Genomic DNA, 25,395 nt, shown 5'->3' with positions numbered 1-25,395 from the left:
AATCTCAACTGCTCTCTAGCGTGACGCAGCGGAATTGATAGAGTGCCCAAAGACTTGATCCGCGCACGATAAACCGGCAGGGGCATCGCCGGGGCTGCGGGTGATCTCGCAAGAGGGGGGCAATAAGTGACTGAGCGCGTGCGTATCGCGATCGTCGGGTCGGGACCGGCGGGGATGAGCGCGGCCGCGCGCGCGGCGCAGCTGGGAATTTCCCACCTTTTGATCGAAAAGACGGACCATCTGTCCGACACGATCTTCAAATATCAGAAGGGCAAGCATGTGATGGCGACGCCCAGCCAGCTCGTGCTGCGGTCCGATTGCGATTTCGATGCGGGCAAGCGCGAGGCGATCCTTGGCCGCTGGAACGAGCAGGCCGCCGAGCAGGGCCTGAACGTCGCTTATAATGCAGAGGTGAAGGCGATCAGCGGGACGGGCGATCCCATCCCCGGATCGGTCCAGAAGATCGTTGAGCGCAAGCGGGACGGGACCACCGATACCAAGGAAATCCAGCGGCTCGCCCCACCCTATCGCCTGACGCTGACCGACGGGCGGGAAATTATTGCCGATGCGGTGATCATGGCGATCGGGACGCAGGGCAATCCCAACCTGATGCGCGTTCCGGGCGCGGATCTGCCCCATGTGCAATATCAGCTGGACGACCCGGCCGACTATAATGACGAGCATATCTTCGTCGTCGGCACCGGGGACGCGGGCATTGAAAATGCCATGGGCCTGGCCGCTGACGAGGCGCAGGGGAATGTCGTCACCATCCTCAATCGGGGCACGGAGTTCGCCAGCGCGAAGCCCGCCAACGTCAAGGCGCTGATGGCCGCCGCCGAAGCCGGTCGCCTGTCGATCATGACGGAATCGACCACGGCGAAGATCGAGCCGGGCTTCATCACGCTCGACAGCCGCGATGGCGAGGTGAAGGTGCCATGCGACCGCATCATCGCCCGCATGGGGTCGGCACCGCCGCGCGCCTTCGTTGAAAGCTGCGGCGTCGAATTTGCGAGCAACGACCGGCTGGCCTTCCCGAAGCTGTCGCCGGTGTTCGAAAGCACCGCGCCCGGCATCTTCGTTATCGGCGCGCTGGCGGGCTATCCGCTGATCAAGCACTGCATGAATCAGGGCTATGACGTTGTCGAATATATCAACGGCAATCGCGACCTGAAACCTGCGGACGAACCGATCCTCGCCGCCAAATTCGCTGCCCTGCCGGGGCAGAAGGGCGTCGCGGAATGGCTGGAATACCTGCGCACCAATGTGTCGATCCTGGAGGGGCTGTCTCCCCTCCAGATGCGCGAGTTCATGCTGGATAGCGAGGTTCGCGCCTACCGCTCCGGCGAGGTGATTTTCGAGAAGCATGATCCCGGCTCCTCGCTATTCGGCATCGCGGCTGGGCAAGCGCTGGTCGAGGTCGCGCCGGGGACCGAGGTTGCGATCGAAGCGGGGAGCATTTTTGGCGAGGTCGGCCTTATCTCAGGCCGCCGCCGCGGCTCGACCGTGCGCGCGGGGACGGACTCGATCATGGTGGAGGTGTCGCGCACGGCGGCGCTGAAGCTCATGTCCTCCAACCCGCCCGCCAAGCGCGCGATCACCCGTATATCGACCGAGCGGCAATTGCTCCAGATGTTCGGCGCGGGGCTGACGCCTGCTGACCTTACCGAAGTGCTCGACGGCGCCGAGATCAAGACCGTCAAAGCGGGCGAGGCGATCCTGACCGAAGGCGACCTTGGCAACGACATCTATGTGATCCGTGTCGGCTCCATGATCGTGGAGAAGAAGATCGGGGGGAAGAACGTCTTCCTCTCCTACCTTCCTGCCGGCTCCTATGTCGGCGAAATGGCGCTGATCGCGGGAGGGCCGCGCACCGCCACGGTCAAGGCGACGGTGAAGTCCGAGGTCATCAAGCTGAACGGCGACGCCTTCGCCCGGCTGATGGCCGCCAAGCCCGCCTTGCTGGAGCGTGCCCGCCGCGACATGGCCGCGCGGCAGGACGTCAACGCCTTCATCGAAAGCCGCAAGGACAGCTTCTCCACCGTCGTGGATATGTATTCAGAGACGGCAAAGTTCCTGGTCGACAACGGTATCGGCGAGGCGACCGACGTGCTGCTGATCGACGAACATCTCTGTGTCGGCTGCGACAATTGCGAAAAGGCGTGCGCTGACAGCCATGAGGGCTTGTCGCGCCTCGACCGGGAGGCGGGGCGCACCTACGCGCATCTGCATGTGCCGACGAGCTGCCGCCATTGCGAGCATCCGCACTGCATGGCCGACTGCCCGCCCAACGCGATCCATCGCGGCCCGGACGGCGAAGTCTTCATCGACGAAACCTGCATCGGCTGCGGCAATTGCCAGCGCAACTGCCCCTATGGCGTGATCCGCATGGACAGCGTGCCGCCGAAGAAGCCGGGCTTGCTAAGCTGGATGTTCTTCGGCGCGGGGCCGGGGCCGGGCGAGCCGTCCAAGAAATGGCGCTACAAACATGCCGAACCGGGGGTCGAGAAGCCCAAGAAAGCGATCAAGTGCGACATGTGCTCGGGGATTGATGGCGGCCCGGCTTGCGTGCGCGCTTGCCCGACCGGCGCTGCGATCCGCGTGTCGCCGGAGGATTTTCTGACCGTCGCCCGTCTTGATGGGCAAGCGAATTGAGTATGGCTATCTCTGCCTACATCATTTCCGTCATCCCGCCGCAGTCGGGGATCGATCTCCCAGCTAATGGGAATCCCCTACCTCCGTTCGCCCTGAGCTTGTCGAAGGGCTTCACTTTTCTTCAAGAGAGTAAGGGGCCTCGACATTTGAGCGAGACGGGTGGCTCGCTCAAACAGGGCGAACGGAGGAGAGCTAATCTCGATACGATGACGCTGCAAACCAAAGTGGTCATCCTCTGATGGCCACACGCGCTACCTCCACCCGCCGCGTCAAAGGCGAAACCCTCCATGACGGGTTCCTGCGCCACGCCAATTTCCGCTGGCTGAAGATCGCTTGCCTTCTCTGCCTGCTCGTCATCGCCACTTACCTGATGATCGACGTCACGCCCCATCATAATGGCGGCAGCTGGTACGGCTACACGCTGGGCACCATCGGCGTCGGCCTCATTCTCTGGCTCACCCTGCTGGGCCTGCGCAAGCGCGCCATGACGCGCGGCCGCTGGTCGCTCAAGGCATGGACGAGCGCGCATGTCTATCTGGGCCTCAGCCTCATCGTCATCGGCACGCTGCACACCGGCTTCCAGCTTGGCTGGAACGTTCATACGCTCGCCTATGTGCTGATGATGCTGGTCATCCTCTCCGGCCTGTTCGGCATCATCGTCTATGCGACCCTGCCCACCGCACTCAGCAACAACCGCGCGGAAATGACGCAGGTGCAGATGCTGGAGGCGATCCGGGCCATCGACCGGCAGTTGCACGACGCCGCCCAGCCCCTGCCCCACGAACAGGCCAGCCTCGTTCGCCAGTCGCTTAATGACGATCCCTTCGGCGGCAGCCTGATCGCCCGCCTCTCGGGCCGCTACCCACGCTGCGCCACCGCCGCCGCGCAGGCGTCGCTCCGCCATTGGACCGGCGACCATCCGGATACGGGCAAGGAGCCTCTGGAAAAGGTCGATGCCCTGCTCGAACGCAAGCAGGCGATGCTCGCCCGCCTCCGCCGCCACCTGCGGCTAAAGGCGCTGCTGGAAATCTGGCTCTACCTCCATGTGCCCGCCACCTTCGCCCTGCTGGCCGCGCTGACCGCGCATATCGTCAGCGTCTTTTTCTACTGGTGAGCGCCATGAGCTTCACAGTCCGCCAGATCAGCCTGACCGCCGACGGTCGCGAGATCGTCCGCAGTGCGACGGTCGCAAAGCCGCAGCTCACGTTGGGCCGCGCCTCCACCAACGACATTCACCTCCCCGACCTCGCGCTCGAACCCGATCACGCGCGGATCGAGCAGATCGACGCGCGCACCATCCGTGTTCGCGCCACCGGCACGCTGGGCTTCGACATCGAAGGCCGCACCACCCGTTCGGCCGACATCGACACCGCCAAGGGCGCGGAACTGCGCTTCGGCGGCCACCGCATCACCGTCAGCGCCGAAGACGGCGCAACCATCCTCTCCATCCGCCGCGTCGATGCCGTGTCCGATGCGTCGGAGGAAAAGGAGGAGGCCCGCGTCTTCTCCCTCGCCCGCCTCGCCCCGCCCAAGCGCCTGACCGCCTGGGGCCTCGTGCTGGCCATCCTCATCGGCTTCCTGGCGATCCCGATCTACAGCTACGCCACCCGTCCGGCCGACGACACGCGCAACATCTACAGCGTGAAGGGCGACGGCGCATGGTCCTCCGGCCCCCTGAGCCAAGCCCACCACGCGCTCGAAGGCAAATGCGAGACCTGTCACCAAAAGGCATTCGTGTCCGTCCGCGATACCGCCTGCCAGACCTGTCACAAGTCCGTCCACGACCACGCCCCCGCCGCCCGCATCGCCATGGCGCGCGCGGAGCCGGGCGTTGGCGGCAAGTTCCTGAACCTCGTCGCCACGACCTTTGGCAAGCCGCCCGAAGGCGCCTGCGTCGATTGCCATCGCGAACATGAAGGCGCAGGCCCGATGCAGCCCGCGCCACAGGCGTTCTGCACCGACTGCCACGGCAGCCTGAAGGATCGGCTGAAGGACACGAAGCTCGCCAACGCCAGCGATTTCGGCACGGATCACCCCCAATTCACCGCGCTCGTCCAATATAATCCCGGCAAGCACCCCAGCTTCACCCGCGCCTCCCTCGACGCCAAACCGATGGACAACAGCGGCCTAAAATTCCCGCACGACATCCACCTGTCAAAGACCGGCGGCGTCGCCCGCATGGCCCGCACGCTGGGTGCGCAATCGGGCTATGGCGACGCGCTCGCCTGCAAGGATTGCCACCGGCCGACCGCCGATGGCGTCCGCTTCCTGCCCGTCGATATGGAGCGCGACTGCCAGTCCTGCCACAGCCTCGCTTTCGAGACGATCGGCGGCACCGTCCGCACCCTGCGCCATGGTCAGCCCGATCAGGTGATAGCGGACCTGCGCGCCTATTACCGCTCCACCGCGCCCGCCGCGCCGCTCTCGCTCGGCGGCATGGCCCGTCGCCGCCCTGGCGACTATGCGCAGGGCCGGGTCTATCATGCTTATTTCGGCGCAGCGGCCGCTCGACCCTCTCGCGCCGACGACGCCATCCGCGCGGTCTTTTCCAAGGGCGGGGCCTGCTATGACTGCCACATCGTCACCGGGGGCGGGACGAGCTGGCAAGTCGCACCCGTCCACCAGCCCATGCGCTACATGATGAAGGGCTGGTTCGATCATAAGGCGCACGCTACCGAGAGTTGCGAAAGCTGCCACGCCGCGCCCAAAAGCCATGACGCGCGCCAATTGCTGCTGCCCGGCATCGACAGCTGCCGCACCTGCCATGGCGGTGAAAAGGCGAAGGCCGATGTGCCGTCCGGCTGCGCCATGTGCCACAGCTATCATGTCGGCGACGGCGCGCCATGGACGCCCGCCGATCGCGCGGTCAGACGGGATCAGGCGGACAGGCCACGGCGCACCGGCCGCGACGGGTAAGGGGGAGCTAAAGACCATGCTGATCGCCCAGATCACCGACATTCATCTCGGCTTTGACCCCGGCAATCCGGCGGAGCTTAACCGCCAGCGGCTCGATCAGGTGCTGCGCGCTTTGATCGACGGCCCCAACCGCCCGGACCTGCTGCTCGCGACCGGCGATCTGACCGAGCGGGGCGACACCGAAAGCTACCGCGCCCTCGCGGAAGCCTTTGCCCAATGCCCCTTCCCGGTCTGGCCCGCCATGGGCAATCATGACGACCGCGCCAATTTCGCGCAGCATTTCCCGCACATCCCGCGGCAGGACGGATTCGTACACTATGTCATCGCGCTGGAAAACCGCCGCATCCTGATCCTCGACACGCTGGAGCCCGGCCGCCACGGGGGCGCCTTCTGCGAAGCCCGCGCGGAGTGGCTAACGGCTCGTCTCGACGAGGATGCCGAAACGCCCACCCTCATCGTCCTGCATCATCCCCCGGTCGAAGCTGGGATCGAATGGATGAACACCCACCCGGACGAACCCTGGGTCCAGCGTTTCGCCGCCGCAATCGCAAACCGCCCCAACATCGCCGCACTCCTCTGCGGCCACCTTCACCGCACCATAACCGCGCCGTGGCAGGGCACGACCGTTGCGATCTGCTCCTCAACCGCCCCGCAACTGGCGCTGGACCTTCGGCCAATGGACCCGGACGCCCCGGACAACCGGCCGATGATCATCTCCGACGCGCCCGCCTATGCGCTTCACCGCTGGACGGAGCATGGCCTTGTCACGCATTTCGAAACGGCGGGCGATCAGGCGATGCTGGCAAAGTTCGACGCGAGCATGCAGCCGCTGGTCCGCATGCTGATGGATGAACGTCCGGCGTGACGGCGGCGTCCGCCAGAATCTGAGCAAGGCCGCTGCGCCCAACCGGATGGGGAGGGCGTGAGGAATGGACGCCCCTTGGGGCGCCATCACTTGTACAAGATGACGGGCTGGATGAGGGCCGTGTCGATCCGCATGACCTTTGGAGTTAGGGCGGATTGCGGACTTTCTCCCCTCCCGCAGGCGGGAGGGGTCGGGGGTGGGCTTAAGTAACATTCGCCTTGCTTTGCAGCGGCTCGCCGACTCCCTCCGCCACCCTTTCCACGTGCGGAGGGGCATGTCCTGATGGGGTGGCTAGTGGGCTGTCTGCTTGTATGCCGCACCTGTTGGAAAGCAGACGAGTTATCGTCTACGCTATTCCTATGAAACGTACTCCGGTTCTCGCGTCGGCAATCATCTTGCTCCTGCTGTGGGATGGGCTGGCACCAGTTAGGGCAGAACCGGCCAACGCCGAACACACGTTCCACACGCTCCCGCTGAGGTTGGCACAACCACAATGGCGACCACTGACTGGGCAACAAATAACGGCGATGATTTCAGACCGCACCATAGTCATCGATACGACATACGAACCCTATCCCGGCGCAAAGGTGAATGCGATGTTCCGGGGCGGATGTCCGCCATATGAAACATTCTTCGCAGACGGGCGCTGGCAGATGGGAATGTGTCAACGAGCTTACCGCGTTTATGAGGGTCGCTGGATTACGGAAGCGTTTCGCGGTGGGGAAAGATTATGCGTTGACGCAATCGACCGTCCAAAGGAATGCCGGTTCGTCTGGCAAGGATCGACCGCCGACCAGATTGTTATGGCACTCGCGACACGGGCCGAGGTGAATGAATTGAACGAGGATTACAGCCCCTACAGGCTGACAAAAAGCCGGGAATAGGTGTCCCAGCTATGTCTGTTTCTGGTGCAAGCGCAGTTGGTTCTCAATGGCCACTAATGGTCATCAACAGCCGCTCTGCCTGTCATCTCCTCCGAAGGCCAAACATTGAAACCCTCTCGCCCTACTCCATCGTCCCCATCGCAATTCGCGCCCGAAGCATGATAGGCTCACGCGCTGCCGTCGTCGGCGCCACGATCGGCGGCAGCAGGAGACCAGCCAATGGCCCGGAACGACGACGATCTGTCAGCGCTCGATGTGCTCATTGTCACCGCGCTTATCGGCCTCACCCTGGGCGTGGGCTGGAAACTGTGGGGATCGCTCTTTAGCTCATAGGTGCCGTAAGCGATGTGGCGGTTCGCCAGGCTAACGCACAGATCATGCAGCCGATGGCAAACGCGACCCACATCCCCCTCACCGCAGCAAAGGCGGTCGCCAGCTCTTCATGTCCACTTCATCGCTGACCTTGTACGGCACGCCCTTCGACGTCAGGAATAGCCGCTCCATCTCCGTCCGGGTGAAGGGCCGCGATCCCAGTCGTCCGAATACGGCGATCTGCCCGCCCGTCTCATCCACCGCCCGATCGCGATCCAGCCCCTTGGATAGCGCCACCGCAGGGGTGGGCGTACGCGCCCAGGCGATCAGTTCGGGCTTGGGCGCGGGGGAGAAGCCGTAGAAATTGGGCTGGCTCGCCGGGCTGGTCAGCTGGATCACCTTCATGCCGTTCCGGCCGTCCGCGACGTAGGCGAAGAGGGAGGCGTTGGTGGTGCCGACGATGACATCCTCCACGTCCGTCATCTGTCCGCCGAATGTCTCCTTGGCATAAAGGCTGGGCTTCAAGGGATTGGTGATGTTGACGATCGCCAGTCCCTCGGCCTTCGCCGCGACATAGGCATAGGTGCGCGCCAGATAGATGCGGCGCGCATCCTTCAGCGGCACGGTCGCGGATGGCAGGGCCACCGGATCGGTGAGCTTCGTCACGTCGAACAGTTTCAACCCGTCGGCGTCGGTGACCCAGAGGTAGCGGAACTGGATCGCGCTCGCCCGCGCATCCTTGAGCGGGCGGACGGCGGTGAGGCGTGGGTGCAGCGGATCGGCAAGGTCCACGACCACCAGGCCCACGTCAGCGGTGATATAGGCGACTTGCCCGGCAAGCTGGATATGTCGTGCCCCGTTTAACACACCATCCGGGTTCCAGGTGACGGCGCGCTTCAGGAAATTGTTGCGAAACTCGCCATCGGCCATGGTCTCGATATTGACCATGATCAGCCCCTCGACGCTGTCCGTCACCGCCGCATAGCTGTAGATTGGCAGGAAGGGCTGTTCCTGGTTGATCTCGCGCAACTCCTTCGTGCTGCGCAACGGGTTGATCGGCTGATTGGTCGGGAGCGCCATGCAGGTCGCATTCTTCGACGCTACGCCCGTATTATGGCCTAGCTTCGAGAAAGGCCCGCTGAGGATCGGCTCGGAAAAGCCCTTGTTGGCGATTGACGCGACGTCATAGACGCGGAAGCCGCCCTTCCCTTCCGCCACATACATATATTCGCCGCGCAGTTGCAGGCAGCCGACGCGATCGGCGGTGCCCTTTACGACATTGCGGAATTCTTCGATCGGGTGCGTCTCGCCCGACGCCTTCTTGTCGAAGGTACGTCCACGCACCCAGTTTTTCAGCTCGCGGCCATTTTGCTCGACATGCAGCTTCCAATAGTCGGGATAGGCATATTTCTGGAGGTAAGACCCGATCACCGCCTGCGGTTCGTCCCATTCGGCGACGCGGATCGCTTCGAACCCGCCTTCGAGGCCGGTCCAGGCATTGAGGCCGACGAAGTTCACGAAGTTCGTGCCGAGCAGCATCAGCTGCGACATGATCGCGTTGTTATCGTCCTTCGCCGACAGGTGGCAGTCGGAGCAGGTCTTCGTCTCGGTCTTTCGCACGGTATGCGGGAAGTGCGGCGCGAACGCCTGCGACGAAAAGCCGATGCCCGAAATCGGCGGCTGTTGGATATAGATGCGCTCACGGTTGATGTTGGTCGATGACAGCACCAACGCGGACGTCGATCTGACCGGGGCCGTCTCATTCCCCTTGGTCGTCATATGCTTGCCGAGTTGGAACATCTCGTCGCGCGCGACCTGCGGGTTGTAGGTGGCGAAGTTGCGCGTTTCCTCGCCGTCATAATGGTGGAGTGAGGTTTTCCAGTTCGCCTCGATCGGCAGATGGCAGCCGCCGCAACTTGTCGTCCAACTCAAATGGCAGGTGAAGCAGGCCATGGAGTCATCGCCATGCGCCCGGTCCTCCTTCGCCACGCCGGGACCGAAGGCGAAGCTGCCATCCTCCGCGCCTGACCGGCTCATCAGCTTCGCGCGCGCCGCCTTGGCATTGAAATGCGGATTGGCGGGATCGACGCTGTCCTTCACCAGCGACACTTCCCATTCGAGGTTGGGATCGACGATCGATCGCTGGATCAGCTTGCGCCGCCCGCTCGCATCGTAAAACCATTCGAACCGCCGCTTGCCGTCCGGGTTGCGCAGCAGCGCCAGGTTGGTGCCCTTTGGCGGGGCGGCCGGTCCCGAAGTGAGCAGCGTCGGATAGGCGTCAGCCGTGCCGTGGCAATCCTTGCACCCGATCTCGATCGCGTTTGCCACCTCGCCATAGATGAAGCCGTTGCCATGGCTGTCCTGCGCGAAATGGCAGTCGGCGCATTGCAGGCCCTTTTCGGCGTGGATGTCCATGAGGTGGACGGACTTGCCCGGATTGGTGCCGGGCTGGACGAACTTGCCCTCGCCTTTCTTCCGCCACTTCTCCGGATCGTCGTTCGACACGACCTTGCCGTCCGCATCGAGCAGATTGCCCTCACGGTCGCGCTTGAACACGCCGCGGAAGTTCCAGCCATGGCCATGATAGTCGGCGAACTGCGTATCCTTCGCCTTGTCGTTCAGATCATATACGTTGCGCAGGAAGTCGAGGTCCGACCAGTTGCCCTTCGGCCCGGCCCCTTCCGGGTTCCGCTCCAGCGTCTTGTGAACCTCTGCCGCGTCCGGATATTTCTGCTTCTCCGGCCACATCAGCGCCGCGTCGGATTCATAGTCCCACATGGTGTAGCCGAGATAGCTGTTCAGGAAGATGTTGGGCTGGTGCATGTGGCAATTCATGCACTGCGCCGTCGGGATCGCGCGGGTGAAGGCGTGGCGGATCGGATGCCCGCTTTCCTTGACCGCGCCGATGGGATGATCGGGCGTTTCGTCATGGGCACCCTTCAGCGCGCCATGTTCCATCTTGTTTGCGATGGTCGGGTCCACCGTCGCCGTCTGCCCGTCGCGCCCATATTGCGCATAGGTCAGGCTATGCCTCGGCTCGCGGTCGTTGGCATAAACGACATGGCATCCCGAACAGCCCGAATGGCGATAGTCGCCCGGCTGATCATTGGTCCCCATGAACCACATATAGGGGTCGTTGAGGCGCGTCTTGTGCAGGTTCAGCACCGGGATCGCCACGCGCAGGCCCGTCCCCGGCCCCCGGCTTGATTGCTTCAGGTCAGGCCGTCCCGGTTCCTCCAGCCGCTGGATGGCGCCGGTGGGATTGGGCAGGCCGATCTCCGGGAATTGCGTCGCGATATTGCGGCCGCCGCGCTCGAACACGCGGAACACATCGCCGGGCGGCGTCACCTGCCAGTTGGGTAGCGGATAGAGTTCGGCCAGCGCGCCGCGCGCCTTCTGCTCGGCCGTCAGCGTGCCGGGGGGCGAACCGGGCGAGACGATCTTCGCGGGCTTGCCATCCTTGGTATAAGCCTCGCCAAAGATGTAATTCTTGTACGGCACGATGCCGTTATTATAAGCCGCGCCGCCCCACAGCATCGCGCCCGACGCCATCAGGGACCGCTCCGCCGCCTCGATCGTCTGCATATGGCACGACCCGCAAGCCTCCCGCGCCACGCGATAGTCGCTGGGGTTCACGAAGCGCACGAACTCCGGCGCCTCGCGGTTGAGCAGGGCATAAGTCCGCTTCGGGTTCGCCGAGGACGGATAATGCCAGCTTTCCGGATAGCGCGGCAGCACATGCGCCTTTTCCCGCGCCGCGACATAGGCGGGATCTTCGAAACCATGGGCGGGATCGCCGCGCACCGTCGCGTCGCCGCCATGACAATCGACGCAGCCCAGCATCACCGCCGGGGTTGCGTGCATCGACGGTTCGTCGGTCTTGGTGTGGCAGCTATAGCAGCCATCCGACTTGGCCGCGACCTGATCGGCGGTCTGGCTCATGGGCGCAGGCGGCGTCACCGCGTAGACGCGCGCCACCGGCTTCTCCGCATCCGACGCGTGCAGGATCACCACCGGCACCGTCATCGCGGCCAGGATCAGCAACAGAAAGGCGAAGAAAGGCCGCATCAATAACTCAGGATCAGGTTGCCGAGCACCGAATAATAATTCCGGTTGCGCTCGCTATTGGTGAAAAGGTCGCGGAAGCCCGCGCCCGGCAGCAGGGTCGCGCCCGACAGGCGAAACACGATATTCTGCGTAGCCTTTGGCCGCCAGATCGCGGCGGTGGACAGGTCCCAGCCGATCGACTTGGGAATGCTCCCCTCGTTGCGCAGCGCCTGCAATATGGCTGTATTTTCAAACCACAGATGGTTGGCATTGGCCGACAGCCGCAGTTCGGGCAGCACATCGAAATCCGCCCCCGCGCCCAGCAGCATCGTGCCGGGATTGTTGAAATTCGACTGACCCTGCTCCTTCGAGGAGCGCAGGGAGTTCAATATGCCGTTGCGGCCGTTGATGCCGATGACGCGGCCGCCGCCTGCGAAGGGGATGGTCTGCCTGATCCAATAGCTGGTGTCCGCGCCTGCAAAGATCGGGTTCTCGAAAATCGCATCGAAGCCATTTTCGCGATTGTCATAGGGATCGCCATCGCCGCTCGCATAAAGTCCCGACAGGCGGAAACGCATCCAGTCCTTGTCGATGCTCGCTTCGGCAGCGGCGAAGAACGCCCTGATCTGCGCAGGTTCCGAGGTGAAGAAGCTGTTCCGATCCTCCCCCAGCGCGCCGTAAACAGATGCCGTGAGGTTGATCCGCCCGACCCGCCCATCGGCATTATAGCCCAGATAAACGACATCATAATCCCGCCCGCGCAGGTCGCCGAGCAGGGCTGGCCGCACCGGAAAGCCATTGTCATCAATCTCGATCCGCCCGGCCTCGCGGTTCATATTATAGACGGCGGTGATCTGGCTGGTGAGGCCGGGGATCAGGAAGTCTTGGCGGTAGAGGTTAGCGAGGAACACCCAGTCCCGCCGTGGCGACTGCACCACGGAGTTGAGACCGCTGTTCGTATCCTTCTCCAACCGCCAGAAGGCCGCGAGGTTGAACTGGAAACGGTTATTGTCGCGATTGCCGAACAGCCGAATGCCCAGTTGCTGGTCGTTAAACAGGAAACCGCGAAAATCCGACTGGAACGGCTGAATGCCGACGCGGATCGAGCGGAAGTCATAACGATCCGACGTGTTCGCCAGATGGTAATCGATGAAGGCTTCTTGCACCCCCAGAAAATGGTCGGTCCGGTGGCTCGGCTTCGATGGCTCCACGAACAGCACCCGCCGTTCGGGCACATTCACATGGTTGATATTATAGGCCAGCGTCAGCCGATATTCGATCTCCGGCGGCTTGAACGCGGTCGATCCTTTGATCAATGCCACCCCGCCGATGAAGGTCTGGCTCAGCACATAGCTGGCATCCTTGCCGAACACATTAATGCTGCCCGGCCGCTCGGTCGTCTGGACGCCGACGGGAATGGGAAAGGTGCGCGGCTCGATCACCGTGTCGCTCACCGCATTGGCGACGAAGAACCAGTCGTCGCCCTTTATCGGCAGCCACTTCGCCTTCTCGCGGTCGATCGGCCGGTCGCCCTTCAGCGTGTTCTGCCCGTAGGGATCGAACCAGCGTTCCTTGACCACGCCCAGCGATTCAATCAGCCGCCAGCGATCCGGGATGGGCACCTGATCGACCGGAAAAGCCTCAGGCGGCGGCGCGCGCACGGCCCCCGCATTATCCTGCGTCACTGCTTCGGGCAGCGGCGCTTCATAGCCGGGCCTGCGTCGGCCCTCGATCGATTGATCATCGGCACCCGCTTCGGGCGCGTTCAAAATCTCTTCCCAATTATCGGGCGGAGGCGGCGGCACGGGCTCGCCCGGCTGCGCCAGCGCAAAGAGCGGCAGGAAAGCGGCAAGTCCCACCCTTACAGCCCCTGACACACATTTTGCGACCCACTGTCGAGGAACGGCGCAAAGGGACAGCTTACATAGCGCAGCCGCACCGACGCATTGCCCAGGTCCACGACAATCTGATCCGCGCGGATCGCGGCAGGTGCGTTACCGATGCCGCCGCCGCGCTGCCCGCCATTATGCGCGCCCAGGAAGCTGATCATGTCGTCCTGATCAATGCCGTCGCCCGACACCCCGATCGCGCCAACCAGCACATTGCCGCGATAGATGGGCACGGAGCCGGGAAAGATCTGGACGCCGTTCTGGATGCGGTTTCCTGCGCCCACGCCCGTCACCGCCGAACAACGTTGCGGCGTGTCGGTCGCACTCGCGCCCGTCACGTAGGCCAAGTGCGCCGCGAGGTCGCCCACCACCAATGCCGACTGCAAGCCGGTGGAGAAAGGATTGAACTGCGCGATCGGGCGGGAGAAAGGCCCATTGGGACGCCCCACTTCGCCATCGGGGAAATAGGGGCGCGACAGATTGCCATTTGCGCGGTCGGTAAAGGCATGGGTGCCCGTCAGCGCCGCCGGATCATTCAGGAAAGTCCGCGCCTTGCCCACGAACGCCGCCACATCCGCGCTGCTGCTCGCCAGCAGGTCCGGCCCAGCATGAGCGCCCGAGAAGAAAGCCGCCGTGCGCGCCTTCTGCAAGCTCACATCGGTGCCGAAGATCGGCGCATCGGGCGACCGCACGATCCCCAGCGCTGCGCCCCGCGTATCCACGACACTGATCGTCACCTGTGCCCGGCTGTCGAGCGGCTGCCTGATCTGCGCCCGTGCCCGGCTCATGATGGTGAAGGCTTCCTCCAGCACCGCCGTCACCTCTGGGGCGGTCAGCGGCTGCGCGACATCCCCGGCATCGGTCGCCGCCCGGATCGGGAAGCGGTTATTCCCCGACCCGTCCGTCAGCACGAAGGCGTCGCGATTAGAAAATTCCGCCGCCCTTGAAGCGCGCACGCCCGAAAGCTCGCTGCCATAGGCAACGCCCGCCAGCACCATCGGCGCAGGATCGCCATAATAGCCACGCACCGCCACCAGCGACCCGGCGCTGCCGTTGATCGCCGCAAAACTCGCGCCCCCGCTCGCCATCAACCCCGCATAGGCCGCGTCCGAATAGCGCAGCGACGTCCCGTCCACGAAGATGCGGTTGGCACGGATGCTGTCGGGCGCTTCAAAGCCCAGCGTCCCGGCCAGCGCGATATATTCCTCGGGATCATTGTCCGTGTCGGTGACATTCGCGTCGGACCCATAGACCCCGTCCGCCATCACCCCGACGCCGCCGACGACAACGCCATTCTTGTAAAGCGGAAAGCCGCCCGGATCAGCCGCCAGCCCCAGCGGCGACCGCTTCGGCCCGATCATCGCTTGTGAACCCGACGACATGTAGCGCGCCGACAGGTCCGAACAGGGCAGCTGGCTGAACTGCACGCCGAACAGCGGCCCGCTCTCCAGCCCCACCGTCCCCGGCGCGGGCGGGAAATGTTCCTGCACGATCATGCTCGCCGTGCGCGTCGAAAAGGCATTGCCCCCGCTCGACAGATAGGCCCCGGTGATCGCCTTGCTGATCGCTCCAGCCTCGGCCGGGACGGTCAGATTCTGCGCGTCTATATTCTGCCCGTTGGGTGCGGCGCTGGTCGTCGCGGTGGCCTGCGCACCGTTCATGCGGAACACGGCCAGCACATTGCCCACGCGATCCGTGACGGCAATCACCGCAGGCAGGCTCCGCGCCTGAGCCTCAGCGGTCGCATGCGCTAAGACATTCTCCACATCGGCGACGGTCAGCGCCTCCTGCGCCGGATCGGCATAGAGGCGCGTCGGCGTGGGCGTCGGGGTCGGGGTGGGCGACCCGCCGCTTCCGCCACTGCTGCCGCCGCCACCGCCGCAGGACGCCAGCATCAACGCCGACAGCGCCGCGAACGCGCTCAATCTGTGCCGCAATCCGCTCACCGCAATGCTCCGATACTGCGCGCCGCACTGCCCAAGGCGCTGCGGAAAGCGGCGGGTTGATAGCTGTTGGGCTCCTTGACCGCTGCATAGGCGCGGTTGACGTCCGCCCGGATGCCTGCCGCTGCGCCCACGGTCACGCGGCCCGACTTCACCATGCTGTTGAGCAGCGTATCGATCGCCATTACCGCCTGCACCGACCCTTCATAATCGGTGAAGCGCGGGCTGATCGCTCCCCCCGCAATCTCGCTGACGATGGCAAACGCCATGTCGCCATTCGTCTTTGCCCCCGCAAAGCCACTCGCCAGCGCCCCCGCGCTCGCCGCCAGCTTGCCTGCTGCTGCGACAGTTGCGCCCCGATCCCGCGCGATGGCGGCATGAAAAGCCTTGCTATCCGCATCGAACCGCGCCGCCGCTTCCGGCGCGATCACCTTGGCCGCTGCCGACAGCATGATCATATTCTCGTCATTGAAGGGCGGCATGCCCGCCGGGATCGGCCGTCCGGGGTTCGCTTCCCATGTCTTGCTGCGCTCTGCCTGATCATAGATTCGCCGGTGGCAGCTCTGGCAATCGAAGAAATAGAATTCCGGGAAAGCCCCTTCCGTCCCCTTCGCGCCCGCATAGAGGGTCAGTGCGCGCTGCACCGCCATCGCCTGACCCACCGCCCACAGCTTCAGGCTGTCCGTCCGCCCCTTGCGCCGTGCATAGTCGGCATCCTCATCATGATGCGCCTGCATCGAGGAGAAAAGGTCGAGTTCAAACGAGACGCGGGGATGCCCCGCCGCCATCATGCGGTGATCGACGAACTGCCCCGGCCGGTCGCTCCCAAAATGGCAATCGAGACACACCGCAGCCCGCGCCTGGGGCCGGTCCAGCGGGATCATCCCCGCCGCGACGTTCGACGCATGGCTCGCCCCGACCGCATAGTGCGACGCGATCCATCCGCCCGCCGCGCCGTGGCACGCTTCGCACCCGACGCCATCGCTCGCCAGCACCCGCGTGCCCGCCGCCGGAGTCGAATGGCATCCAAGGCAAGCGGGCGCCGCCGTCGCATCGCCCAAGCCCAGCGTCGCCGCGATCTGCCGCCCGCGCGTGCCGCTCAGCACCGCAAAAGCGCGACTATGCGCGCCGCCGGGGCTGGAAGGCTCCTGCCAGCGCATCAGCTCATCCTGGCGCACGACCTTGCCGTCGCCTTCCATCCGCCCGTGACAGGTGGAGCCCGCGCAGGAGGCAACACCCGTGAACCCGCGCGCCACCGGAGCCGCGTCAGCCGCCCCCCGGCCGCTCCCCGGCAAGGCGCACAGCAGCAGCACGAGCAGCATCGCCGCGCCCAGCACTACCACGCCAGCCGCCCGCCTGCTCACTCCGTAGCTCCTGAAGCCCCCCATTCACACGCCCCCTTGCGCGCGACCGCTCTAGCCGCGTCCGCGCTACCCTTTCAATCCCGTTTCGCTTGATCTTTCCGCTTATTGGGCATCGCAGGCCGGTTCCCCCGGTCCGCCGCATGGCGCTTCCCACAGATCCTCGTTGCCCGCGCCGGTCACCGGCTCGTCGATCAGTGGAGGAAAGCCCTCCGTCACGACATCCCGCAACGCGATGAACGCCGTCGGGAAGATGCGCGACACCGCTACCGTGGGATCGAGCAGGCCGTCGAACGTGTCCCTGCTGTCGAAGCTCAACGCGGTGCACGACCCGAAGATGAAGCAGCCGTTGATCTTCGATCCCGCAGCATAATGTCCATCCATCGCCACCAGCGGGATCGTGTCGAGCCCGGTTGCAAAGCCCCCGCCAGCCAGCGCCAGCCGCCCGTTTATCGCGATCTGGGGACTTCCGTTCCCACTGCTGATGATCAGGCTGTTGGCGGTAAAGCCGCGTCGGTCGGCAAAGCTGGTCGACAGCCCGCTATTCTGGATGAAGATGCCGTCGGTCGCGGCCAGACGGATCGTCCCCGCCTGCAACATCCCCGCGTCCAGCGCCAGCCCATCATTCTGCCCAAGCCGCAAATCCCGCGCCGTCACCGAATCCGCCGCCCGGACATCAGCAATCGCCTCCGCCGTCGCGACATAGATGGACGGCGCGTCAAGCGTCAGCACGCCGCCCAGCCCGCCATTGCCGTCACTGATCGCGATGGAGCCAAGCCCCGCAATCACCTCCAACGCGTCTCCCGCCGTCAGCGTCAGCCCGCCATCGCCCGTTCGCCCGGTCATCGCCACCGCGCCCTGCACACGCAACAGCCCGGCCGCGCCAATGCTCATCACGCCGCCGCCCGGAAGCACATTGGTCCCGATCGTCAGGTCGCGCACGGCCACATCCCCCGCGCCCGCGATCGCAATGCCGCCTGCCGATACACGGCCCAGCTCCGCCGCCGACAGGCTGTAGCCCGCCGTCGCATCGCCACCGCCAATGAACGCCTGCGCACCCGAGGCATCGAAGCGCAACAGTCCCACCGCGCTCACTTGCCCATTGGCTAAAATCGCGATGTCGCCAGAACCGATCGTCACCGCCTGGCCGCTGACCCGGCCGTTCACTGCCACCAGCCCTGCGGCATTCAACAGCACATCGCCACTCGCCACGGCATTGGCGATCGCCATCCCGCCGCTCGACCCCAGGCTGATATTCCGGCCCAACGCCGTGATCGCACCCTGCGCCAGCAGGTCGTTCACCACCAGGTCACCGGCTCCCGCATCCAACGCCGCAGCTCCACCCGAAGCCAGAGCCTGCGCGCTGATCCCCGATCCGTTCAGGGCCAGCGAGCCGCCCGCCACCGCATTGCCGATGGTCAGCGCACCGCCGGAGGTCATGGAGATGCCGCCGGCAGCCTGCGCATCGGCAATGTTCAGTCCGCCGATCGACCGCAGCAGCAGATCACCCGTTCGCGCCGTCATCACGGCGCCGCTGATGCTGTCCGCGTCAATGTCGATTGCCCCGGCAAGCACCTGCCCGCCAAATTGCAGCACCGCGCCGCGCTGCTGCAATAGGCCGCCAATGTCACTGCCGCCCAGTTGCAGGCTGCCGTTCACGATCAGGTCGCCGCTCATAACCGCATTGCCGATCTGCAAACCACCCGTCGCGGTCAGCGTCTGGCTGTCCGCATTCAAGGTGCCGATGTTGATCCGTGCCGCCGACAGACTCCCGCTGCCAGCGCCGATCGTCAGCGCGCCGCCGATCACAAAGTCACCACCGATCGCGATGCCCGATCCGCCCAGCGCATTGCCGCTCGCGTCCGCCATGTCGAGCAGCCCGGCCGATGACAGGTTGCCCAGCGTGATGCTGCCCGCGCCACCCAGCCCGATCGCCACCCGGCCGCCGGACAGCAGGTCGCCGCCCGCGCCATCGATGCTACCCTGCGCAAACAGCCGCAGGTCACTGCCCGCCGTCAGCGCGCTGCCGCCTGACAAGCCGATGTCGCCGCCCCGCGCCAGCATCGTCAGCAATCCCGCCGAACGCAGCGATGCGCCCGACGCGCTGATGCTGCCCGGCGTGTCGAGGGCAATGCTGGCCGCCGACAGGCTGTCCGTGCCTGCCGCCCGTCCAGTATGGCTGAACGCGATGCTCGTGCCCGAAAAGCCGGTCAGCGCGCCCGTCACCGCCAGCGCGCCGCCGCCGTTGAACGCAAAGGACAGCGGTCCTTCCGTCAGGAAATCGGCCGCGCCATCGACCTGCACCACATTGCCCGACGCGGCAAAGCTGATGCCGGTGAAGCCCGGCACTACCTTGCCCGCCGCATGCAAAGTCATCGGCCCGGCCACGCGCAGGCCGCCGCCCGCCGCGCTGCTGCCGTCGGCAAAGCTGATCCGGCCGCCCGCATCGCCATTGGCGGTCATCGCCAATGAAGCCAGCTGCCGCTGCACACCCGCACCCAGCGCGACACCGCCGCCGTTGGTGAGGGAAGCCGTCCCGCCACTCGTCAGGCCGTCGATCCCGCCCACGCCAGCCAGCCCCGCCGCACCGTCCGCGGCGATGGAAAGCGGCCCCAGCAGGAAATCGCCATCGCTCGCTTCGAAGGAGGCGACACCGCCCGCCCCCGTTCCGCCGTTGCCGCCCGCGCCATCGGCCAGCGCCGGGTCGCTCGCAACGCCGCCATTGGCGCCCGCGCCGCCCTGACCAACCGCCGTGATGCTGTAGGCGGGCAGCGTCGAAAAGCTGTTGCTTACACGCAATTTTCCGCCGTCGATCCGCAATGTGGCCGACCCGCCAGCCGCATCACCGCCCGAACCGCCTGCGCCACCGGCAAGTCCGTCAATCCCGGCCGAACCCGCACCGCCGGTCGCATCACCGCTCAACACCAGTCCCGCGCCAGTGACCGCGCTCGCCCCGGCGTTCACCGCGAACAGCGCCATCCCGCCCTGCGCGTCACCGCCATCCGCGCCTGCCAGCCCAAGCCCGCTCTGGAATGCGCCAGTGCCGCCCGCGCCGCCCAGTGCTTCGGCCAGCACGCCGATGTCGCCCGCGTCGAGAGAGGTTGATCCCCCGGTCAGCCCCAGCGTCGCCGCGCCGCCAAAGGCATCGCCGCCCCGGCCCGCCGCTCCGCTGAACGCCGTTCCGCCAACACCGCCAAAGCCGGAAGCCGACACGCGCAACTCGCCACTGACGCTGGTCGCGCCAAAACCGATGTTGAGCGCCGCGATGCCGCCAGTGCCCGTGCCGCCCGCGCCACTGCTGGCGCTATCCGCGCCCGCGCTGCCAATACCGTCGGCGCTGACGATCAGGCTGGCAAAGCTGGGATCGACATCGATCAGCATGTCCGCCGTGCCGCCCGTCCCGGTGCCACCCGCACCGCCCTGACCGGGGCCAAAGGCATAGATCGGGTCGCCTGTGACTTGATCAAAGCCGCTGATGTAGCGGTTGATCCCCGCCTGGCCGCCCTTGCCTTCCGCCGACACGGTCAACGCGCCGATCATATGGCCTTCGCTCAGATAAGCGACGCGCGCCGTGCCGCCCGTGCCGTTGCCCGCCGCACCGCCCGCCAGGTCGCTACTATTGTCGCCCCCTGCACCGCCAATGCCTTCCCCCGACACCATCAGCGATGGCGCGGTCAGCGCTCCGCTCGCCAGCGTCAGTTCCGCCGTGCCGCCAGTGCCATTGCCGCCCACGCCTGCTGTAAACAGGCCGCCGGGCGAACCCGATCCTGCTTGACCACCAGCGCCGCCATGGCCCTGTGCCCGGATGCTCAGTTCACCGGTCACGACGATCTGGCCGGTGCCGCCCGCGCCCATCAGCAACCGCGCCGTGCCGCCGACGCCCGCGCCGCCGTCCGCGCCATTGGGTCCGTTAGAGGAATAGAAGGAATAATAGGGGTCGGGGCCGCCGCCCGCGCCATTGGCCTCAACCAAAATGCTGTCCGCATTCAGCACGCCGCCGCGCGACTCCAATATCGCCGTGCCTCCAGTGCCCGTACCGGCCAGGCTGGTCACTTCATCGCTGGCATTCGCCGCGACCGCTTCGCCGCCGATGCCACCCGCTCCCAGTTCCAGATTGGCGATGTTGGCGGTGCCGCCGGTCATCAGGAACTGGACCGATCCGCCCTGCCCGCTGCCCGCCTGAAACGGCGTGACGCCGTCACCACATGACGGGCAGTTGACGGAGGAAGACCCGCCCTGCCCATTGGCGCCAGCATAAAGGCTAGCCGCGTCGAAACTGCCGCCCGCGACCAGGAAATTCACCGAGCCGCCAGTGCCGTTCCCGCCATCGCCCTCGTTAAAGGCCGAACCTCCCGAACTGAACGCAGAGCCACCGAAACTCGACTCGGCCATCAAGCCCTCCGATCCTTCCGTGGAAGCGCCATCAGCCGAAGCATAGAGTGCGCCGAAACGCATCACCGCGTCGCCTGCTGCACCGGCCCGGCTCTCCACCGCTATGCTGCCGCCCAGCCCGTCGCCCCCTCGGCCAGCGACGCTATCGAACGATTCCGTGCCGCCGCCAACGCCTTTCGCCTGCAGATACAGACTGCCATCGGCCACAAAGCTCGCGTCGGTCGCATGGATCAGGATCGACCCGCCCGTGCCATTCGCCCCGTTCGCACCATAGCCGCCCCGGCCATCTGCGGTGACGTTGCAATAAAAGGTGCAATCGGCCGCGAAACTGCCGCGCAGCCCGTTTGCGGCACTTGCCGACAGGGTAATGCTGCCCCCCGTGCCGGTCCCCGCCACCCCGCTGGCATCGCCGCCGGTCGCGCTGGCATATATGTCGAAATAGCCGGTTGTGATGCCGCCACCCGCCGCAGAGACGTCGATCGTCCCGCCTGTCGCGTTGCCGCCAGTGACAGGTGGGGAGGAATAGCTATATTCGACCCCGCCGGTCGCTCTCAACGTCATGGTGCCAAAATCGATCGCCCCCGCCAGCGACCCGCTCGGTCCTGCGGCGGTTCGTGCCGATACGGTGATGGCTCCGCCCGTTGCATTGCCCGCGCTGTCGCTGCCGACCCCGGCGGTCGCATTGGCATAAGCGGACAGGCTAAACGCGCTGATCGAACCGCCTGCCGCGATGACGTTGATCGCGCCACCCGTCGCGTCGCCACCGGCCAGCACCGGAGAATAATAACTATCTCCCACCGCGGCAGAGGCGCCCAACGTCATGCTGCCAAAGTCGATCGCCCCTGCCAGCGAGCCGCTTGGCCCTGGGGCGGTTCGCGCCGCTACGGTGATCGATCCACCCGTTGCGTTCCCCGAACTGTCGCTGCCAACACCGGCCGTCGCATTGGCATAGGCCAGTAGGCTGCCGGCACTGATTGATCCGCCCTCCGCGACGACACTGATCGCGCCACCCGTCGCATCCCCGCCGATCAGCTGGGGCAAGTTGATGTCCCCCAACCCCTGTGCGCTGGCGTCCAGCCGCAATGCGCCCGTCACATCGATCTGCCCCGGGGATCCACTGCCCCCAAAGGTCAGCAGGTCGATCTTGCCGCCTGCGCCGCCAATCCTGGCGGTTAGGGTCAGGTCGCCGCCAACGCTGATGCTGCCGCCCTGATCGACACGCAGTGTAATAGCCTCGCCCGCAGTCAGGTCCATGCTTCCAGTCGCCGCAATTGCGCCGCCCGCACCGGAATGCACCGTTATCTCACGCGCAGCCGTCAGGCTAACGTTGGCCGCTCCAACGCCCGTGGTGTTGCGTGGTCCGATAGCGTTATCTACGACATCATATCCGGCGGCCAGCACGACCGCGTTACCTAGCTGAACGGCATTCGCTGCCGCCTCATAGCCGATATTACCGGACAACAGCATGGTGAGCGCATCATTCTTCGGCATAGCGACCATGAAGATATGCTGCGGATCAGTTATCGTAGGCACTGGCTGTTCGGTGCTGCCCGTATGCACCACGCCATTGGCGTCGGTCGTGCCCGCGCTGATGCTGATGTCGAACAGGCCGCCGTTGATCCTGATGTCCGCAGCCTCCGCACCGACATAGGCTGCCGCGCCATTAACGCTAACCGTCCCGCCCTGCACCACGCGCGGCGCCACCAGCGCGACATAGCTGCCGCTCGACAGCGCATTGATCTGCGCGCCCGGTTTCACTTCGACCGATGTCAGGACGTTGGTGGGACCGCGAAAACGGATCTCGCCCCCGATCCCATAAAGCCCGCCGGTGGTGTCAATGTCATTGCTGGTGAGCACCAGCGACCCGACATTGAACACCGCCCCCGGCCCCGCCACGATCCCGCCCGGCGCGTAGAACCATATCTTGCCGTCCGCGCCGCTCTGCACCGTGCCGTTCAGGGCGATGATGCTGGACACGGTTTGCCCGCTGCCATCGACCGGCAGAATGCGGTTCAGCACCGTATAATCGCCGCCGCCCGACATGCCGTTGACGAACGACGCCGTTTTGCCGGTGGGCAGGAAATCAATCTCCGCCGGGGCCGATGTGTCCGTGGGCTGCCAGTTGATGATCGTTTCGGGGTTGCTTACCGTGATGACATCGGTCGTCCCGCCCAACGTCCCTTGTGTGATCGATGGCGCCCCGGTGCTGGAAATGAAGCTCCCCTGAAACGCCGTCTGCGCCCGCGTGGCAGGCACACAACACCCCGCCGCCAAAGCCGTTACACTAACGTAACGACACAGTTTGGAAAAACGCGTTTTTCTCGCCAATTCCTTCATGACTTCACCGCCTCCACGGCAGAATTCGAGTGCTAACCGACAACAGCAACCGCGTGTCCCCCCGCTCCGTCTGCAACCCCGCGCGCCGCAGCGGCGTTGCCAGCGTCACGTCGATCCGCGCATGATTGGACCAGGTCGCTCGCACCCCGCCACCGGCCGAATAGAGCTTCTGCGGATCAAGCCCGGCAAAGACGCTGCTTTGGCGCCACATCCATGCCGCATCTAAGAAAAGGAAAGGCTGCACCGCGATCGCGCCCGGACCCTTCGGGGTGATCCGCCCGTAGCGGACCTCCGCCCCGAACCCGACGCCGCTGTCCCCCGTCAGCGTACCCGGATCATAGCCGCGCCCGACCGTATAATTGCCCGCGCTCATCTGTTCATAGGACAGCAGCGGGTCCGGGCTATATTGCGCGCGGGGCGACAGCGCGAAGGTCAGCTTCGGGGTGGGGCGATATTCCGCCTGCACCCCTGCCCTCACCAGAAAAGCGGAGGCGTCTCCGTCCAACTGCCCCGTCGGAATGCAGGCCGCCTGATTGCCGCAAGGCTCGCTCGCCCCCAGCCCGGCGAGCCCGTGGCGCAGCTCCAGATTACCGCCGATCCGCCATTTAGGTTCGTTCGCCGAATAGCCGGTCGTACTGCCCAGGCTGTCGGCATCAATCGCCTCTCCCTCCAGCCGAAGAAACAGCACGCGCAGCCGGTCACGCGACAAGGGCAGAGAGCCGATGCGAAGGTCCTGATCGACCACATCCAGCCCGCCACTCGCCAACAGCGTGTGCACCTGTCGCCGCACCAGGGGGTAGGAGAGCGCGGCCGAGGCGATCATCGTTTTGGACGACAGGTCCAGCCCGTCGATGTCCGGCTTGCTCCAGGCATAGGTGAAGTCGCCGGACAGCCGCAGCCCGTCGCTCCCCAGCGCCATGCTGTATCCGACCTGCAACACCGTCTGCTCGCTCGGTTGCACAGTGTTGAAGATGCTGAGGACCGTACTGTCCCCCATCCCGGTCAGGTCGTTGAAGCGCACCCGCGCGAGGCCGCCGAAGCGGCCCACCGCGTTGCTGCCAAGGTTCTGGACATTGACGTCCATTTCCACCCGGCGACGCACCACCTGCACTTCGCCGATGACCTCGCCGGGCGCCGTCCCGGCGGGCCGCAGCGCCAGCCGCACGTCATAGCCCGGCAAGTCGCGCGCCAGCAGCAGGTGCCGTTCCGCCTCATGCACATTGAACAGCGGTTGCCCCTTGAGCGCTTCCATATGCGCGGCAATCAGCCGCTCGCTCCGGCCCGCGTCGCCCCGCACCTCGATAGCGACCAGCCGCGCCATCAATATGTCGAAATGGACGGTGCCGCCTTTCTCGATCCGTTGCGGCGGGACCTGCACGGCCGCCAGATAGCCCAGCTGCCGCAGGGCCGTCGCGGCCCGGTCGCGGACTTCGCACAGGCTGGCGATCGGCACATCCCGCCCGGCCAGATCGCCCCAGCTGTCCTTCAGGATGGCTGCGTCCACGCCGCGAAGGCCGTCAAACTGCACATCGGCGAAGTTCACGGTGACATTGGCAAAGCGCGGATCGGCCAGGGGGCAGGGCGCGCGCTCCACACCGCCCTCGACGGTCAGACGGCTTCCCTCGCCCGCGACGTCGGCGGCCTGCTGCCCCGGGGACAGTTCCTCCCGCGTCGGTGCGCGCGGCGCGACCTGCGCCATTGCGGGCATTGGCGCCATGGCAGTCAGTGCCAACGCCATCCGCCAATGCGCACGCCCCGTCATGCGGGATGTTGCTGCCCCCTGAAACCCCATAGTCG

The 25,395-nt window shown here is 65.4% G+C and carries 11 protein-coding genes; 5 read left to right on the top strand and 6 right to left on the bottom strand.

What is annotated here, in order from left to right; genetic code table 11:
* Positions 1–174: 174 nt before the first annotated feature.
* The 5 genes from ACZ5ZH_RS13585 (at position 175) to ACZ5ZH_RS13565 (ending at position 7,317) form a co-directional block, all read left to right on the top strand.
* Entirely contained in the window at positions 175–2,652 is a 2,478-nt protein-coding gene (locus ACZ5ZH_RS13585) for a cyclic nucleotide-binding domain-containing protein (RefSeq protein ID WP_464773285.1), read from the top strand.
* Positions 2,653–2,890: 238 nt separating this feature from the next.
* Complete coding sequence (locus ACZ5ZH_RS13580) at positions 2,891–3,766, top strand: hypothetical protein (protein ID WP_464773247.1); 876 nt, start codon at positions 2,891–2,893, stop codon at positions 3,764–3,766.
* Positions 3,767–3,771: 5 nt separating this feature from the next.
* Complete coding sequence (locus tag ACZ5ZH_RS13575) at positions 3,772–5,568, top strand: cytochrome c3 family protein (RefSeq protein ID WP_464773246.1); 1,797 nt, start codon at positions 3,772–3,774, stop codon at positions 5,566–5,568.
* Positions 5,569–5,584: 16 nt separating this feature from the next.
* Positions 5,585–6,433, top strand: a complete 849-nt coding sequence (locus ACZ5ZH_RS13570) for a phosphodiesterase (protein ID WP_464773245.1) — start codon at positions 5,585–5,587, stop codon at positions 6,431–6,433.
* Positions 6,434–6,744: 311 nt separating this feature from the next.
* Positions 6,745–7,317, top strand: coding sequence for a hypothetical protein (locus ACZ5ZH_RS13565; RefSeq protein WP_464773244.1), 573 nt, complete (start codon positions 6,745–6,747; stop codon positions 7,315–7,317).
* 411 nt (positions 7,318–7,728) lie between these two features.
* Here the strand turns inward: ACZ5ZH_RS13565 and ACZ5ZH_RS13560 are convergent, their stop codons facing one another.
* From ACZ5ZH_RS13560 to ACZ5ZH_RS13535, 6 genes are all read right to left on the bottom strand, one after another.
* Positions 7,729–11,697 (bottom strand): LVIVD repeat-containing protein, encoded by a 3,969-nt coding sequence (locus ACZ5ZH_RS13560; protein ID WP_464773243.1) that lies wholly within the window; start codon positions 11,695–11,697, stop codon positions 7,729–7,731.
* Positions 11,697–13,535 (bottom strand): hypothetical protein, encoded by a 1,839-nt coding sequence (locus tag ACZ5ZH_RS13555; protein WP_464773242.1) that lies wholly within the window; start codon positions 13,533–13,535, stop codon positions 11,697–11,699. Before ACZ5ZH_RS13555 ends, ACZ5ZH_RS13560 begins: the two co-directional genes overlap by 1 nt.
* Positions 13,536–13,537: 2 nt before the next feature.
* Positions 13,538–15,460, bottom strand: coding sequence for a heme-binding protein (locus tag ACZ5ZH_RS13550; protein ID WP_464773284.1), 1,923 nt, complete (start codon positions 15,458–15,460; stop codon positions 13,538–13,540).
* 47 nt (positions 15,461–15,507) lie between these two features.
* Positions 15,508–16,830 (bottom strand): multiheme c-type cytochrome, encoded by a 1,323-nt coding sequence (locus ACZ5ZH_RS13545; protein ID WP_464773283.1) that lies wholly within the window; start codon positions 16,828–16,830, stop codon positions 15,508–15,510.
* Positions 16,831–16,974: 144 nt separating this feature from the next.
* Positions 16,975–23,517: a histidine kinase gene (locus tag ACZ5ZH_RS13540; protein ID WP_464773241.1), complete on the bottom strand. Its 6,543-nt coding sequence runs from the start codon at positions 23,515–23,517 to the stop codon at positions 16,975–16,977.
* An 85-nt stretch (positions 23,518–23,602) separates the two neighbouring features.
* Positions 23,603–25,360 (bottom strand): ShlB/FhaC/HecB family hemolysin secretion/activation protein, encoded by a 1,758-nt coding sequence (locus ACZ5ZH_RS13535; RefSeq protein ID WP_464773240.1) that lies wholly within the window; start codon positions 25,358–25,360, stop codon positions 23,603–23,605.
* Positions 25,361–25,395 lie beyond the last annotated feature (35 nt).

Source organism: Sphingobium sp. TomMM7A (assembly GCF_055397305.1).
Note: the sequence above shows the minus strand (reverse complement) of the source record. Positions and strands in the feature narration are given on the sequence as shown.

Excerpts from the sequence above, each read along its gene's own strand:
- ACZ5ZH_RS13585 (WP_464773285.1), top strand. The coding sequence starts at position 175 with ATGAGCGCGGCCGCGCGCGCGGCGCAGCTGGGAATTTCCCACCTTTTG.
- ACZ5ZH_RS13550 (WP_464773284.1), bottom strand. The coding sequence starts at position 15,460 with ATGCTGGCGTCCTGCGGCGGTGGCGGCGGCAGCAGTGGCGGAAGCGGC.
- ACZ5ZH_RS13575 (WP_464773246.1), top strand. The coding sequence starts at position 3,772 with ATGAGCTTCACAGTCCGCCAGATCAGCCTGACCGCCGACGGTCGCGAG.
- ACZ5ZH_RS13570 (WP_464773245.1), top strand. The coding sequence starts at position 5,585 with ATGCTGATCGCCCAGATCACCGACATTCATCTCGGCTTTGACCCCGGC.
- ACZ5ZH_RS13565 (WP_464773244.1), top strand. The coding sequence starts at position 6,745 with ATGCCGCACCTGTTGGAAAGCAGACGAGTTATCGTCTACGCTATTCCT.
- ACZ5ZH_RS13535 (WP_464773240.1), bottom strand. The coding sequence starts at position 25,360 with ATGACGGGGCGTGCGCATTGGCGGATGGCGTTGGCACTGACTGCCATG.
- ACZ5ZH_RS13580 (WP_464773247.1), top strand. The coding sequence starts at position 2,891 with ATGGCCACACGCGCTACCTCCACCCGCCGCGTCAAAGGCGAAACCCTC.
- ACZ5ZH_RS13560 (WP_464773243.1), bottom strand. The coding sequence starts at position 11,697 with ATGCGGCCTTTCTTCGCCTTTCTGTTGCTGATCCTGGCCGCGATGACG.
- ACZ5ZH_RS13545 (WP_464773283.1), bottom strand. The coding sequence starts at position 16,830 with ATGCTGCTCGTGCTGCTGCTGTGCGCCTTGCCGGGGAGCGGCCGGGGG.